Genomic DNA, 13,682 nt, shown 5'->3' with positions numbered 1-13,682 from the left:
GTGTTATCCTGAGCCATCGCTCCTTAAGACTCAAAATCCCCTACTTTATCTAGCTGCTTATTCTTTCAGCTTAGTCAGCATCTTGCCTGCGTCCTGCTTCTCCATGCTTGTCCCGGAACCGCTGACCTGACCCTTCCCCTTGAACTTTGCTCCGTAATAACGCATCAGGTCCACGGTGCGGATAAACTCCACAGGATCTGCAACAACCGATTGTGCCCAAACTACCGGTTCAGCGTTATCCTCGAGGATATCATCCAGTACCGGTAAATGAAGCACACGCTTAAGCTCCGTACTTACTTTGCGGCTTGTCAGACTATAGGTGTAAGCCAGCTCACCTGTCATATTAGCCGGAACCTTCCCGGCCGATTGCTGAAGTTTGACAACCGGCAATGCCCCGGAGCCTCCCGCAGCAGGCAGGGTCAGCTGAACTCCCCCATCTTTAGCTTCTGCGCCAAAAAGTGAGGTAAGCAATCCATCCTCTCCAATGCGCCAGTACAGCGAATCATAATCCCCAATCGCGAAGGCCCCCTCCGCACCTTTATGACTGTTATCCCAATTGAAAGCCGCCCGTTCTGCCGTAACAGAGGCTACCTGCAGCAGCATAGTCCTCTGGTAGGTATACAGACAGAAGAACAACAGCAGCATCGTAATCCCCATGATGATGGGCAGCAGCATAGACGCTTCAATGGTGAAGCTGCCTTCGTCATTCTTCAGATTCATCAATCAAAAACTTCCTGGCTCTTACTTCCGGCTGTACTGATCAAATCCTTGACCACCTTCACAATTTCTGTGCGGAACACCAGAACCACCGCAATCAAAACCGCAATGATCATAATCATCTCCAGCGTGCCCAGCCCCTCTTCATCCTTCCACAAACCTTTTGCAGCTTCCGCTATCGTTGTCATCATTCTCCTCATCCTCCTACATTTTCAGCATCATGATCGCCGGTGTTCCCACCAGCACAATTACAATCAAAAAAATTAGCACCATCGGGAAAACCAGCTTCGAGGAAGCCTGTTCCCCGCGCGTCCGGCTGACCGCCTTCCGTTTCTCCCATAACATCCGCGAAAGATCCCGCAACGATAAAACAAAGTCTGCACCGCCTCTGCGGTAATTCAGCAGCACCGTCGTTGTAAACAGTGACACCTCCTGTACCGCGCAGCGTTTGCTGAAATTCTCGAAAGCCTGCTGGAACGAATAGCCGCCTTCCCATTCCGTAGTCATAATAAATAATTCTTTATAAAGCGGATGACTGTAGTTGCCCTTGCGGCTCTCAACACAGCGGATTATCGCCCGCTGCACAGTCTCTCCGGCACCAACCAGCAGTACGATGCTGTTCAGGAGCTCAGGCAGCTCCAGCATAATATTCTGTTCACGCAGCCTTACTTTCTTATGCAGATCACTGACCAGCGCAACCGGTAATATCAGCGCCAGGACCGCGCCGATTATAATTCCGGCCTGCTCACCGCTGAAGGCAGTCAGCAGGCTGCCCCCAAGCATAAACAGCCAGCTGTAGCTGAACATTTCAGCCATAAAGATCAATGTCCGCTCTGCGCTGTGTCGCATGCCATAACTCTGCTGCAGCGACCGTTGGATTCTGAACATGACCGAAGGCAGATGACTGCCAATTCTCCATCTCTCGATCAGCAGCAGAAACGGTTCTCCAATTCCACGCAGCCGCAGTCCCTCCATCGGCAGGCTGCGCAGCACGGCATACCGGCGGCTGCATTTCAGCCGCAGAAGCATCCAGCCCAGTCCTAAAGCTATCGCGGCCCCGCCGCATATCCACCGCATCACCTCACCCCCTTACAGCGGTATATTCATGATCTTGGAAGTCCAGAGATAACAGAGAAACAGACCGGCCAGCGCCAACGTAGAAATAGCCATTCCTGCACCGGTATACATTGGCTGCATATAGTCACTTGCAGTCAGGCTCATAAACAAAACCATCATTAACGGAGCGGCCAGCAGCGCTTTGGCCTCGAATTTCTTCTGGGCAATACTGACGGCAATATCCTGCTGAATATCAAGCTTCTCTCCAATAATCGTGGACGTTCTGCGCACCACTTCGACAAGGTCGCCGCCAGTGCGCTTGCAGACGGAGAACACATCGGCAAACCGCTCAACATCCTCCATCCCGGCCCGCAGGCTGAAGTCATGCAGCGCCTCCTCCACCGGCTGGTTATATTCCATCCGGGCACAGATAATTGTCAGCTCTGAGAGCATATCGCTGCTTCCCTCCGGGTCGAGCATTTGCAGATCCGCAACTGCCTCACGAAAAGCATTCTCTACCGAACGTCCGGCGGAAAGCGAAGAAGAGAGTGAAAACAAGGTCTGCTTAAACTGCAGGTTGAGCGCCGAGCGCCGCCGGTCTCTGAGATAATCACGCAGAATCCGGGGCGCATAGGCTCCTCCCGGAACCAGTAGCAAGGAGAGCAGCACCTGGTGATAGAACAGATAGCCTAGGCCAAAAAGCAGCAACCCCCCTGCCAGCACCGCCAGCGTTTTTAATCCGGGGGACAATATGTACACCGTATACTCCGGCAGTTGAGGCCTCCTTTGCATCTCCTTTTCATTCACTTCCTTCTCTCTTACAACACCTATTCTTCTTCGCCGCACCGGTACGCGGACAGGTATCCTGTGCGACTGCTTCATATCAGCACCCCTTTTAAAATCCCAGACTCAAATTGCGCCAGCGGATAGTTACTCACTCCGGCCATCTTCAGTTTGCCGGAGTGCTGCAGAGGATTCCCGCAGGCAACAAGGGCGCCGTCTACCCTGCCGTCACTTTCCCCTGTCTCCCGGAACTCATACAAGGGGTTCAGCACCACCTCCCCATCCTGTATTCCAATGACCTCGCAAATTTCCAGCACTCTTCGTGAACGGTCCCGCAGCCTGGAGAGATGCACGAAGATGTCAATCGCCGAGCCGATCTGCTGCCGAACTACGGCTACCGGAAGATCGGCTGCGCTGAGCACCATTGTCTCCAGGCGGCTGACCATATCCCGTGCGCTGTTCGAATGCCCTGTGGACAAGCTTCCCGCATGGCCGGTGTTCATCGCCTGCAGCATATCCAGGCATTCGGCTCCCCGGACCTCGCCGACCACGATTCGGTTCGGCCGCATCCGCAGGGACGAACGGATCAGGTCACGGATGGTAATCTCCCCGCGTCCCTCCGTATTGGCGTTCCTCGTCTCCAGGGAGACAAGGTTAGGTACAGTGACAATCTGCAGCTCGGCAGAGTCCTCAATCGTAATGACCCGTTCCTGCGGCGGAATGAACTGGGACAAGGCGTTTAAAAATGTAGTCTTGCCGGAGCCAGTGCCGCCGCTGATAAAAATGTTGTATCCGGCGGCAACAAGAATTTGCAGAAACTCCGCCGCCTCTCCGCTTAGCGCACCGCGCCGTACCAGTTCGCCCATTGTCATCGGCGATTCGGGAAATTTGCGGATGGTCATGGCCGGCCCTTTCAGTGCCACCGGCGGCAGCACAACATTGACGCGTGAGCCATCCCGCAGCCGTGCATCCACAATCGGCGAGGAATCATTGACTACCCGGTTCACCCCGGATACCACAGACTGGATGATATCCTCCAGTCTGCTCCGGGACTCAAAGGCCAGCGGCAGGCGCCGGATCTGACCCTCCTCCTCCACAAAAATCTCATCATGGCTGTTGATCATAATCTCAGTGATTGCCGGATTATCAACCAGCGGCTGCAGCACATCGAGCCCCCGGAAGGAATCGAACAGCTTCTTCACCAGCTCATGCTTCTCCTGGGCGGTTAAATACCGCAGGCTCTGCATTTCCAGAATGATTCGTTCTATATATGCGCTGAGCTCATGGTTGCCTACAGCCGCTGTAACATCGAGCCCTGCGCGGATGTCACGCCTCAGCTTCCTGAACAGCTCTTCATTCATGCAGATTACCTGTAAACACACGGGGTAATGCCGGCTCTATGATTCCTTCGCAGAGCTGCTGAACGCCTGCCATAAACTGCGGAGAACTGAGGCAGAGCTCAACATGATGCCGTAAGGCCCAGGACGGAATATAAGGAAGCAGCCCATCCAGCTTGATTCCTTCAGGAACCGGTGTGCCCGCCACTAAATCCGCGGCAAAGTTTAGTACAAACCGGCTCCTCTCCTGAATATCCGGCGGCCAGCCGGAATGCGGATAGCTGCCATGCTCCAGCCACCTTAGGGTTTTGTACATGCTTGCCTCATCGTTTCTGAGCATCCATAGCAGGATCCCGCACCGCTGCAATACAGCCAGAGTCCGTTCCTCTTCAATACTGCCGGCATCAACGATCACGATGTCATAGCTTCCGGCTGCATCCAGCAGATCCAATAAATCCAGCGTATCCTGCCGGGTCATCTGGAGCATTTCTTTGAAGTTCTCTACAGGTCTGAATGCATCACAGCGCAGGCGGTCATACCTGGCTACATATCTTCCCAGCTCAATACTCCCTGTGTTATTCTTGCCCCCATCCCCCCGGCTTGCTTTGAGGTCATAAAGCAACCGTTCCAGTCCGGGTGTGTTCCCGGTCGGCGCCGGCACAAACAATCCGCTGCTGTCCACACTTTCGAGATTCAAATAGAAGACAGACAGCCCTAGATCCGTAAGCTGTTTGGACATATTGAGCGCAAGCGTTGTTTTGCCGCTGCTGCCCGTCGCCGAGACCACTCCGAACATGAGGGTCTGTTCTCTATCCGCGGAGGATGGCCTGGATCGAACCACATCACACAGCTGGAGTATGGATTCGAGAAGTGCGGGAAGTGACTGGTATTTCGCAATGACCAATCCGCCAGCCAGATTAGCACTCTTGCCTAATGTCCGGCCATCCTCACTAAGGACCGCCCACGGCACCGTGTTCTTCCCTTCCACCAGCCAGGCTTCAATGAAGAAGGGATCTCCGACGACCGCATCCACCGTCTCTTCGCTTTTCATAAATTCCATAAAGGTTTCCGGCCTGCTGAACGCTGATACCCGCAACAGCTCACCGTAATCACTGTGATGGATATAATGCAGCAACGGTTCAATGTATTGACTCTCGCGCACGGCCAGTACAATTCTCGCCGCCATGAAGCCACTCTCCTTTCTGTAATTGAGACAACAAAAAAAGCACCGCCAATAACCGTGAGATACGGTCATTGAACGGTGCTTCCGCTGTAATCCTTTAATTTACAGCTATAGTAGCATATATGCAGTAGAGCAGCAATAATTTTTTTATCGTATGGCGGCTAGCTCCTGATTTTCTGGCAGGCCATATCCAAAATGGGATATATACCCAAGATGTATTTCTCGGTTATAATATCAGATGGCAGACATTATCCAACCACACTACTATTTAAAAAGGAGATTTTCCGCAAATGAAAATACTACCCGGATTTATTGCTGTACTCACCTTATCCAGCGCTATCAGCTTGTCCGCATCCGCAGCAGAGAAACCAATCTCAGTCCAGATTGACCAGCAAAAGCTTAACCTGACAACAACCAATGCCCCCCTGAATGACGGACACTCCATCCTCGTTCCCATGCGTCCTATTTTTGAGAAGCTGGGCTTGAAACTGGTATTTGACGCCAAGACAAGCACGATAACCGCCACCAAGGAAGGTCTGACCATCAAGCTGCAGATCGGCAGCAAAAATGCGAGCATTAACGGAATCATCAAACCGCTGCAGACTGCTCCCAAAATGGTTAATAACGTCACTTATGTACCGGTCCGGTTTGTAAGTGAAGCCACAGGCAACAACGTGGTCTGGAATGCTACTACCAGAACCGTTGAGATCACCAGCCTCCAGAGCTCTGTAGATACTGCTGAGATTGCTGATTTCTTCAAAAAGTATGTATCCTATTCTAATGAAGAGAACTATGACGGATTCATGAGCCTCATTGATTCCAAATCCCCTCTGACTCAGATTGGCCCGCAGCTCAAGGAACAATACGCTACCTACGATCTCAAAAATACGGTAGATCAGATGAACATTATCGATGTAAAGACCAATGAGGTGACTGTACATACCATTGAGTCCTCCGAAAAAGTCAGCGGTCCGTTCATGCCAAACAGTCAATCGGAGAATGTCTATTCCTTAACCCGCAGTTCCAAGGATTCCGCCTGGAAAATCAGCAATGTGCAGGTTCAGGCTATGAAATATAGCCTTCCGGAAGGGGTTCTGAATGCCGCCGTTACTGTGCCGCAGACGGATGAGGCAGCGATCAAAGCTGTATTTGCCGCAAATATTGACTTCACCAACAAAGAGGATCTTGAGGGTGTGCAGTCTACCATTGACGAGTCCTCCCCCGCGTACGAGCAGAACAAAGTAATGGCCGGCCAGGTTTTCCAGGCTTACGATCTTCAAACCGTGATTGAATCCTCGAAGATTATCGACTATACAGGTAATGAAGCCGCCATATATTCAGTACAGACGACCAAGAAGCTTAAAGGACCACAATTCCAGGACAACCGCACCACCATGGTCACTACGCTGAAAAAGTCGGCGGATGGAAAATGGAAGCTTGTCCAAAGCTACCCGCTATCAGCAGAAGCAATCACTAAATAAATCTTATATTTACAAAAAAGCAGCAGCGGGGGCTCTCCCGCTGCTGCTTTTCATATCAACTGCTGCCTAACCCTTCAGAGAAATCTCTTCCGGATATCCGGCGTAGGGAGCAGGCAATGCTCATCACGCCCGAACCAACGGTAACGGTTTCTTGCTACAAGCCGATATACGGCGCTGCGCAGCGGACGGGGCACAAGAATGAAGATATAGGCGGCTGGCCACGGAAAACGCAGCATGCGGGCGATGCGCAGCACAGCAGACGACTCTGTATAAAACCTTCCCTTCTCAAACAGTACAACTGTGTTTAGCTGGTCTGTCTCAAGGCCTGCAGTAATCAGCAGTTCACGCCCAACATCGCTCTGCAGAGCTGCAAACCTGATACGCCCCCCGGGATCACGCGGAATAATGAAGCGGACCAGGCCCTGGCAAAGATGACATACACCGTCGATCAGTACAACCGCTTGCCCTTCTCCTCCTCCATACCTTTGCTCCATATTCCACACCCCCTTGTTTGCTCAGCATATCCTACTTGATCTAACCTAATCCAAAGAAAAAACAAAAACGCGGGATAGCTCCCGCGCTCTCATTCGTCCGTCCGTTTAATTATTCGGCAATCGCCTTGTCGATCCATTCGTCCCCGATCATTTGTCCTTCAAAATCAGCTGTGAATGCTTCCATGCATTTGCAGATGAAATCTTTACGGCAAACCGGGCATGGGGTTTTAAGCAGGCGGCTGATGTTCGTCATTTTCCATTCCGGAAACCGACTGTAGAACGCGCGGCACTGTGTTCCGTCAGCAGTCTTAATAATAAATTCGTACAAGCCTTCTTTATCATTGCTGCTGGCTTTGGTCACATTCGTAATTTTCGGTCTGTAAGACATCTTCATCACCCATTATTTAAATTTTTGGTATTTAGTAGCGCACGCAACTTTAACAGATACTTAGACATATTAAAGAATTTTGGGGGTGATGTCAACCAAAGTACGCGCTGCCGCCCGCTATTTATTACTCATATGTGTTATCCGTCTCTATTTAGCCATTATTCCCAGGAATATGAGTTTATACCGCTCTTAGATTACATTTAATTCAACCTCAATGTTCCCGCGGGTCGCTTTGGAGTATGGACAGAATTCATGTGCTTTTGCAGCAAGCTCCTCCGCCTTCGCACGTTCAATGCCCGGCAGGCTGATATCCAGCTTCACCGCCAGCTTGAACCCTCCATCGCTTTCGTCCTTGCCGATCAGCACGTTGGAAGTAACCACAACATCCTGAAGCTTTACGCCCTCTTTACGGGCAATATTGGCAAGTGCACTCTCATAACAGGCTCCATACCCTGCCGCAAACAGCTGCTCTGGGTTGGTGCCATTGCCTCCCGGTCCGCCAAGCTCCTTGGGCATTTTCAAATCATGCTTCAAAGCGCCGTCCGAGGATTCCACAGAACCTTCACGTCCGCCGCGGACTGTAGCTGTCGCTGTATACAAGGCCTTCATTTTCAATGTTGTCATTTTTAATCTTCTCCTTTTGAACCGATTTTGTTAATCGCGCATACTTAAACCTTAAACAATGGTCATTATTTGAAACGATAATACAATGTTGTCACACCTCAGCGGCTTGCATCCTGCGATAAATGGTGTAAAATTAAATTGTGATAAATTTATATTCGGGAGGCCAGATTCATGAGCATTTATGATTTTGAAGCCAACACCTTGCGCGGACAAGAAGAATCACTGTCAAAGTACAAAGGTAAAGTGCTGCTCGTCGTGAACACAGCCAGTAAATGCGGATTTACCCCACAGTACAAGGGGCTTCAAGAGGTATACGATAAATTCAAAGACCGCGGTTTTGAAGTGCTCGGCTTTCCAAGCAACCAATTTGCCGGACAGGAGCCGGGGGAAAGCGAGGACATCGCTGAATTCTGCGAAATCAATTACGGTGTAACCTTCCCGATGTATGAAAAGGTTGATGTGAAGGGTGACGATGCGCATCCGCTGTTCAAATACTTGTCCAAAGAAGCTCCAGGCGTGCTTGGCTCAAAGAGTGTCAAATGGAACTTCACCAAATTCCTGGTCGATCAGGAGGGCCGTGTACTGAAGCGGTTTGCGCCGCAGACCACACCGGATCAGATTGAAGCGGATATCGCCAAACTGCTGGACTAGATATATTTTATCCTAACCCAAAAAAGACGCTTCACATACGGCATTTGCCATGTGCGAAGCGTCTCTTTATAACTAATAAAGCTTTACCATTGCATGAGCACAAAAAGGATAGCGACCAGGGCCGGTAAAGCCTGGATGTAGAGGAACGAAAAAACCTGAAATCCCTTAGCAATCAAGGAATTTCAGGTTTCTTCATAGTATGCGGTAGAGAGGACTCGAACCTCCACGGGTATACACCCACTACCCCCTCAAGATAGCGTGTCTGCCATTCCACCACTACCGCGCGGTGTGTACAATGTTAAAGCTGTGTCTGAGGCCAACATTCAATATTATAAAACGGATTTCACAAAATGTAAAGATACCCTTTAAGAATTCCCCTCATCCTGTTTCTGCCTACGATACTGGGTAAATTCAATATATTCCTTGATGAACTCCTGCTCCTTAGGCAGCAGCTCTTCAGTTTGGCAACTGTGTTGCCGCATTTGGGCAGACGAATACTCCCCGCCGCCTTCGCGTACCGTTTCAGCTGCAGTTTTCCCCAGAATCAGCCAATCCAGACTCACATGAAAAAAAGCGCCGATCTCGATCAGCTTATGGGTTCCCGGTGTCGACTTCCCCCGTTTCCAGTCCCCCATATTGCCTGTGCTGATATTCAATTGCTCACAGAAGGACTTCTTCGTAAGCCCTTTTTGCTTAATTAGGAATTCTATCCGTTCGTATATCGATGACATCGGCCAACCGCCTTCCACTACATCAAATTCACGTAATAACGTAATTAATCTTGTAAAATGACGCAAAAAAGTATATAATTAGTTAATATTATTGTACGCTATTATACCATAGTGCTGGATGGTCGATAAGAGGTGAAGCCTGTTGAACAGCAAACGTCCCGTGACCCCCTATGGCTGGGCTATTAAGCAGCGTCTGACAGAAATGCAGCTGGACCAGAGGAAATTCTGTGAGTTGTACGGAATTCCGCCTTATCGCTTGTCCAATCTAATCCATGGCACACGGAAGGCTGAGCGCTACCGCCGTCAGATTTCGCAGCTTCTGGACCTGCCTCCATCTTAACTTCCCATCCTGCAAGAATTCAAGGAGCGATAACCTTGCCATTGAGCTTATCTTCTTCCCTTACCTCTTCACTTAATGCTCTCCCCCATAACCTCCTTGTTATCGACAGCTATGGTTTTATCTTATTTATCAATGATCGCTGGAAGGAATTCCGCCATTCCTATGGATTCTCTCCAGAAAATGAACGGATTGGAGCTCATTACCTAGAGCTTTTTGAAGAGTGGATCGCCATCCCTGTCCAGCTCACAGCTCTTAACGAGTCCATACAGCATATCCTTAAGGGCGGACGCCTGGTCTCTAGCTCAGAATTCATCCTCCACACCCCTGATAAGGTGGGCAGAGTATTCCGCCTGGACGCCTTTCCGCTTCTGACCGGGCAGTCTGCAGGGTTCCAGACACTCGCTCTTTCCATGCATGACAACGGCCCTGGCGAGATCCGTCCATCTGATCCTGTCCGCGTCTGCCATCCCTTGCGTCCCCGGCATATCTCCAGCAGCCTTGTTCCGATCTGCGCTTCCTGCAAATCCGTCAGGGGCAGCAATGAGGAATGGGTATCGGTCGAACGTTATCTTCAGTTCCAGCTATCCCTGCAATTCACACATGACATCTGCCCGGATTGTATCCGTCAGCTGTATCCCAAATACGCGGGAGCCCTGAACCGATAATCGTTACATCTCTATTGCCTGTGTAAAGATAATAAAAATAACAGGAATAAGTAACGCAGGAATCAGATTCATTGTCTTAAACTTTCCGATGCCAAGAATGTTTAAGCCTGAGCAGAATATCAGCACCCCGCCAACAATCGATGTTTCAGTCAGCAGTTCAGGCGTAATGAAACCTGATAAAACATTTGCCAGTAAATATAGAGATCCTTGCCAACAAAAAAGCACCGCGGCAGATAAAATTATTCCAATCCCGAACGTAGATGCCAGGACCATCGAAGTCACCCCATCGAGGATCGCATTGGTGAATAAATAGGTATGATTTCCGTGCAGTGCACTCTCTATGGGTCCAAGGATAGACATTGTTCCAAAACAAAACAGCAATATGGCTGTCGATAATCCTTCGGACAAATCCCCCTTTGAAATTTTGGCAACTAATTGTTTAAACCGCAGCTCCACATCAAACGTCTGGCCGATAACACCGCCTAAGGCCAAGCTCATAATAAACAAAACGGGATACCGGCTATCCGACATGTACGTGACTGCTGAGTGGAGGCCAAGCGCTGCCGCTGCCAGCCCCATTGCCTGCATAAGAATATTTTGATAGGATTCATTCAGACTTTTCTTAAAAGCACTTCCGGCTACGCTGCCTGCAATAATTGTAGCGACATTAACAATTGTTCCAATCATTATATCTCTCCTACGATTCTTTTAACGAAAGCATAAACCCTCCAGCAGCTAGAGGGTCAATGCCTAATTTACCGACAGTTGGATTTCGGTAACGAATCTGGAGGCATCCTGTGTTAGTCCATAATCGATATATGTAATTTCGAGTGCATCATCTGCCAAAGCGTATCCCTTATCATTTGCGTAGGTGAGTAATTTTTGGTAATAAAATGATGAATCTGCATGCGTGCCTACAAACCGGATCGTCAGATATTTATGCTGAGGGAGCGGCTTGATATCCTTTTCCAAAGGTATATTCGGGTCTATGAACATAAATAGGGAATTATACTCATCGAATTTACTTTGCTGCAGACTGTTAACCGATATAGTTAGTCCGACCTGTCCGAGAAAAATGCTGGATTTCATCTTGCTCTGATTCTCCAAAATACGAATTGGCATCTCCAGATTATCATTTTTATGAATCTTTTGTTTCAGCATAACGATCATCCGATCCGGAAGCTGCTGTTCCCGAATTTGAAAGAGCTCCTCCACATTAGCCGCTTCTTCAATCTGCTGAATCCGGTCGTTAATTTTTCGTTGAATCTGTTTGAATTCACGAATCTTCTCTTCCGTTCTGCGCTGCTGCTCTTTTAATAAAACCAAAATATGATCGATATCCCTATCATCCAGAAACTCCTTGATTTCCTTAAGCGGAATATTTAACGCTTTTAGGTATAGAATTGTGTTCAAACGCTCGAATTGGTCAATGGAGTAATACCGGTACCCTGTCATTTCATCAACAAACGCTGGTATTAACAGCTTAATTTCATCATAATAACGCAACGTCCGGATATCGATTTGAAAGAGCTTTGATATTTCGCCGATTGAAAACATATTGTTCATGGTCTCAACATACTCCTTTCCAGCCAGACTCTTTATGAAATAGCGTTAGCAGTGATCATCCATTGGTAAAAAAAATAAACCGACTGTCTTTAGTCGGTTTAAGTGAGCTTACAATTACAAAAGCCCTTGATTCCTCAAGGGCTTTCGGCTAACCAAATTATTATGCGGTAGAGAGGACTCGAACCTCCACGGGTATACACCCACTACCCCCTCAAGATAGCGTGTCTGCCATTCCACCACTACCGCATATGGTGACTCGTATGGGATTCGAACCCATGTTACCTCCGTGAAAGGGAGGTGTCTTAACCCCTTGACCAACGAGCCATGCTTAGCAAGTTATGTTATTACCACAACAAAAATGAGTATATCAAACCCATGAGGATTTGACAAGCTTTTTTTGAATGAAAATTTACGGGAAGTAACGGCCGGATCTGACATCGCTCTCCCCGCTCAATATGCTTTCTGACCGTTCAAGAATTTTGACTTTTTGTATCCGTTATACGCCATACACAGCCAGAGATGCCACACCGTCCACCGCCTCATATCCGAGACTTTGTGCAACCGCTGCATTCGTCACATGTCCGGCGACGACATTAAGCCCGCGGGCAAGCGCCGGATTCTCCAGCACCGCTCTATGGATACCCGAATTAGCAATTTGCAGTGCATAAGGTACCGTTACATTGGTGAGTGCAAGCGTGGAGGTGCGGGCAACCGCTCCCGGCATATTAGCCACAGCATAATGCACCACCCCATGCTTCACATAGGTAGGATTCTCATGGGTGGTAATCCGGTCGATGGTCTCAATGGACCCGCCCTGGTCAATCGCCACATCCACAATAACCGAGCCTTCTCCCATCTGCTGCACCATATACTCTTTCACTAGCTTCGGTGCACGGGCACCGGGGATAAGGACGGCCCCAATCAGCAGATCTGCTTTGCGTACTGCTTGTTCCAGATGATAGGAATCCGACATGATCGTAACCAGACGTCCGCCAAAAGTATCATCCAGATAACGGAGCCGCGCAGCATTGTTATCCAGCACAGTTACCCGTGCACCGAGTCCCAGCGCCATCTTGGCCGCGTTGGTGCCTACGATACCGCCGCCCACGATAACCACCTCACCGGGCTGCACACCTGGAACACCGCCCAACAGAACTCCCTTGCCGCCATGCGGCTTCTCCAGCAGCTGAGCTCCAATCTGTACCGCCATCCGTCCGGCCACCTCGCTCATCGGAATCAGCAGAGGCAAAGAGCCGTCTTCCAGTTGAATGGTTTCGTAGCCCACTGCCGTCACTCCGCTATCAACAAGTGCCTGCGTAAGAACCGCTTCGGGAGCCAAATGCAGGTATGTGAACAAAATGAGCCCTTTGCGGAAATAGCCGTACTCTTCAGGCAATGGCTCCTTCACCTTAATAACCATGTTCGCCTGATTCCACACTTCTGCCGCTGAGGATTGAATACGGGCACCCTTGTCCAGATACTCATTGTCAGTGAAGCCACTGCCAATACCGGCCGATTGCTCGACCAGTACCTCATGACCTGCTTTGCGGAGGGCTTCCACTCCCGCCGGGGTGATCGCTACACGGTTCTCGTTATTTTTGATCTCTTTCGGTACACCGACAATCATGCCTGTTCCTCCTCAAAGTTTGATGGAGATGTGCTTCAT

General features: G+C 49.6%; 17 protein-coding genes and 3 tRNA genes. 4 read left to right on the top strand and 16 right to left on the bottom strand.

From position 1 onward, the window contains the following. Positions 1 to 57 precede the first annotated feature (57 nt). The 6 genes from L6H70_RS21790 to L6H70_RS21765 form a co-directional block, all read right to left on the bottom strand. Positions 58 to 720: a TadE/TadG family type IV pilus assembly protein gene (locus L6H70_RS21790; protein WP_236336236.1), complete on the bottom strand. Its 663-nt coding sequence runs from the start codon at positions 718 to 720 to the stop codon at positions 58 to 60. Continuing rightward, a complete protein-coding gene (locus L6H70_RS21785) occupies positions 720 to 908 on the bottom strand; it encodes a Flp1 family type IVb pilin (protein WP_236336235.1) in 189 nt (62 codons plus the stop codon). The genes L6H70_RS21790 and L6H70_RS21785 overlap by 1 nt, the downstream gene beginning before the upstream one ends. Positions 909 to 921: 13 nt before the next feature. Further along, entirely contained in the window at positions 922 to 1,794 is an 873-nt protein-coding gene (locus L6H70_RS21780) for a type II secretion system F family protein (RefSeq protein ID WP_236336234.1), read from the bottom strand. Positions 1,795 to 1,806: 12 nt separating this feature from the next. Then, a complete protein-coding gene (locus tag L6H70_RS21775; RefSeq protein WP_236336437.1) occupies positions 1,807 to 2,565 on the bottom strand; it encodes a type II secretion system F family protein in 759 nt (252 codons plus the stop codon). 86 nt (positions 2,566 to 2,651) lie between these two features. Next, on the bottom strand, positions 2,652 to 3,917 hold the full coding sequence (locus tag L6H70_RS21770) for a TadA family conjugal transfer-associated ATPase (protein ID WP_236336233.1): 1,266 nt from the start codon (positions 3,915 to 3,917) through the stop codon (positions 2,652 to 2,654). Further along, positions 3,910 to 5,079: a P-loop NTPase family protein gene (locus L6H70_RS21765; RefSeq protein WP_236336232.1), complete on the bottom strand. Its 1,170-nt coding sequence runs from the start codon at positions 5,077 to 5,079 to the stop codon at positions 3,910 to 3,912. The genes L6H70_RS21770 and L6H70_RS21765 overlap by 8 nt, the downstream gene beginning before the upstream one ends. 287 nt (positions 5,080 to 5,366) lie before the next feature. Between L6H70_RS21765 and L6H70_RS21760 the strand changes: the two genes are divergently transcribed. Continuing rightward, positions 5,367 to 6,557 (top strand): copper amine oxidase N-terminal domain-containing protein, encoded by a 1,191-nt coding sequence (locus L6H70_RS21760; protein ID WP_236336231.1) that lies wholly within the window; start codon positions 5,367 to 5,369, stop codon positions 6,555 to 6,557. Between the two features lie 74 nt (positions 6,558 to 6,631). Here the strand turns inward: L6H70_RS21760 and L6H70_RS21755 are convergent, their stop codons facing one another. The 3 genes from L6H70_RS21755 to L6H70_RS21745 all read right to left on the bottom strand — a co-directional run bounded on the left by L6H70_RS21755 (position 6,632) and on the right by L6H70_RS21745 (position 8,048). Next, on the bottom strand, positions 6,632 to 7,051 hold the full coding sequence (locus L6H70_RS21755) for a thiol-disulfide oxidoreductase DCC family protein (RefSeq protein ID WP_236336230.1): 420 nt from the start codon (positions 7,049 to 7,051) through the stop codon (positions 6,632 to 6,634). 109 nt (positions 7,052 to 7,160) lie between these two features. Next, complete coding sequence (locus L6H70_RS21750; RefSeq protein ID WP_054939250.1) at positions 7,161 to 7,439, bottom strand: hypothetical protein; 279 nt, start codon at positions 7,437 to 7,439, stop codon at positions 7,161 to 7,163. 189 nt (positions 7,440 to 7,628) lie between these two features. Next, positions 7,629 to 8,048 (bottom strand): Ohr family peroxiredoxin, encoded by a 420-nt coding sequence (locus L6H70_RS21745; RefSeq protein ID WP_269751884.1) that lies wholly within the window; start codon positions 8,046 to 8,048, stop codon positions 7,629 to 7,631. 186 nt (positions 8,049 to 8,234) lie between these two features. Here L6H70_RS21745 and L6H70_RS21740 point away from each other — a divergent pair, with 186 nt between their 5' ends. Continuing rightward, on the top strand, positions 8,235 to 8,714 hold the full coding sequence (locus L6H70_RS21740; RefSeq protein ID WP_236336228.1) for a glutathione peroxidase: 480 nt from the start codon (positions 8,235 to 8,237) through the stop codon (positions 8,712 to 8,714). A 200-nt stretch (positions 8,715 to 8,914) separates the two neighbouring features. Here L6H70_RS21740 and L6H70_RS21735 read toward each other — a convergent pair. Both L6H70_RS21735 and L6H70_RS21730 read right to left on the bottom strand, forming a co-directional pair. Further along, positions 8,915 to 8,997: transfer RNA gene (locus L6H70_RS21735), tRNA-Leu, on the bottom strand. A gap of 82 nt (positions 8,998 to 9,079) precedes the next feature. Then, positions 9,080 to 9,445 carry a helix-turn-helix domain-containing protein gene (locus tag L6H70_RS21730; protein ID WP_236336227.1) on the bottom strand — a complete coding sequence of 122 codons (366 nt, stop codon included), beginning with the start codon at positions 9,443 to 9,445 and terminating at the stop codon, positions 9,080 to 9,082. Positions 9,446 to 9,587: 142 nt separating this feature from the next. Between L6H70_RS21730 and L6H70_RS21725 the strand changes: the two genes are divergently transcribed. Together L6H70_RS21725 and L6H70_RS21720 are read left to right on the top strand one after the other, a co-directional pair. Next, positions 9,588 to 9,785: an XRE family transcriptional regulator gene (locus L6H70_RS21725; protein ID WP_236336226.1), complete on the top strand. Its 198-nt coding sequence runs from the start codon at positions 9,588 to 9,590 to the stop codon at positions 9,783 to 9,785. Between the two features lie 35 nt (positions 9,786 to 9,820). Continuing rightward, positions 9,821 to 10,450: a PAS domain-containing protein gene (locus L6H70_RS21720; RefSeq protein ID WP_236336225.1), complete on the top strand. Its 630-nt coding sequence runs from the start codon at positions 9,821 to 9,823 to the stop codon at positions 10,448 to 10,450. 3 nt (positions 10,451 to 10,453) lie between these two features. Here L6H70_RS21720 and L6H70_RS21715 read toward each other — a convergent pair whose 3' ends face one another. From L6H70_RS21715 to ald, 5 genes are all read right to left on the bottom strand, one after another. Further along, a complete protein-coding gene (locus L6H70_RS21715; RefSeq protein ID WP_236336224.1) occupies positions 10,454 to 11,137 on the bottom strand; it encodes a DUF554 domain-containing protein in 684 nt (227 codons plus the stop codon). 63 nt (positions 11,138 to 11,200) lie between these two features. Next, the gene (locus L6H70_RS21710; protein ID WP_236336223.1) at positions 11,201 to 12,016 is read right to left on the bottom strand and encodes a MerR family transcriptional regulator; all 816 of its coding nucleotides are present in this window, start codon (positions 12,014 to 12,016) and stop codon (positions 11,201 to 11,203) included. 163 nt (positions 12,017 to 12,179) lie between these two features. Then, positions 12,180 to 12,262, bottom strand: a tRNA-Leu gene (locus tag L6H70_RS21705). A gap of 3 nt (positions 12,263 to 12,265) precedes the next feature. Continuing rightward, positions 12,266 to 12,340 (bottom strand) — tRNA-Glu (locus L6H70_RS21700). Positions 12,341 to 12,512: 172 nt separating this feature from the next. Further along, positions 12,513 to 13,643 carry an alanine dehydrogenase gene (gene ald, locus L6H70_RS21695; protein WP_236336222.1) on the bottom strand — a complete coding sequence of 377 codons (1,131 nt, stop codon included), beginning with the start codon at positions 13,641 to 13,643 and terminating at the stop codon, positions 12,513 to 12,515. Positions 13,644 to 13,682: the final 39 nt, after the last annotated feature.

Source organism: Paenibacillus auburnensis, from assembly GCF_927798115.1.
In the GTDB taxonomy this organism is placed as follows: Bacteria; Bacillota; Bacilli; order Paenibacillales; family Paenibacillaceae; genus Paenibacillus_AQ; species Paenibacillus_AQ auburnensis.
This window is presented reverse-complemented; position numbering and strand designations above follow the sequence as displayed.

Excerpts from the sequence above, each read along its gene's own strand:
- L6H70_RS21790 (WP_236336236.1), bottom strand. The coding sequence starts at position 720 with ATGAATCTGAAGAATGACGAAGGCAGCTTCACCATTGAAGCGTCTATG.
- L6H70_RS21785 (WP_236336235.1), bottom strand. The coding sequence starts at position 908 with ATGATGACAACGATAGCGGAAGCTGCAAAAGGTTTGTGGAAGGATGAA.
- L6H70_RS21780 (WP_236336234.1), bottom strand. The coding sequence starts at position 1,794 with ATGCGGTGGATATGCGGCGGGGCCGCGATAGCTTTAGGACTGGGCTGG.
- L6H70_RS21775 (WP_236336437.1), bottom strand. The coding sequence starts at position 2,565 with ATGCAAAGGAGGCCTCAACTGCCGGAGTATACGGTGTACATATTGTCC.
- L6H70_RS21770 (WP_236336233.1), bottom strand. The coding sequence starts at position 3,917 with ATGAATGAAGAGCTGTTCAGGAAGCTGAGGCGTGACATCCGCGCAGGG.
- L6H70_RS21765 (WP_236336232.1), bottom strand. The coding sequence starts at position 5,079 with ATGGCGGCGAGAATTGTACTGGCCGTGCGCGAGAGTCAATACATTGAA.
- L6H70_RS21760 (WP_236336231.1), top strand. The coding sequence starts at position 5,367 with ATGAAAATACTACCCGGATTTATTGCTGTACTCACCTTATCCAGCGCT.
- L6H70_RS21755 (WP_236336230.1), bottom strand. The coding sequence starts at position 7,051 with ATGGAGCAAAGGTATGGAGGAGGAGAAGGGCAAGCGGTTGTACTGATC.
- L6H70_RS21750 (WP_054939250.1), bottom strand. The coding sequence starts at position 7,439 with ATGTCTTACAGACCGAAAATTACGAATGTGACCAAAGCCAGCAGCAAT.
- L6H70_RS21745 (WP_269751884.1), bottom strand. The coding sequence starts at position 8,048 with ATGAAGGCCTTGTATACAGCGACAGCTACAGTCCGCGGCGGACGTGAA.
- L6H70_RS21740 (WP_236336228.1), top strand. The coding sequence starts at position 8,235 with ATGAGCATTTATGATTTTGAAGCCAACACCTTGCGCGGACAAGAAGAA.
- L6H70_RS21730 (WP_236336227.1), bottom strand. The coding sequence starts at position 9,445 with ATGTCATCGATATACGAACGGATAGAATTCCTAATTAAGCAAAAAGGG.
- L6H70_RS21715 (WP_236336224.1), bottom strand. The coding sequence starts at position 11,137 with ATGATTGGAACAATTGTTAATGTCGCTACAATTATTGCAGGCAGCGTA.
- L6H70_RS21710 (WP_236336223.1), bottom strand. The coding sequence starts at position 12,016 with ATGAACAATATGTTTTCAATCGGCGAAATATCAAAGCTCTTTCAAATC.
- ald (WP_236336222.1), bottom strand. The coding sequence starts at position 13,643 with ATGATTGTCGGTGTACCGAAAGAGATCAAAAATAACGAGAACCGTGTA.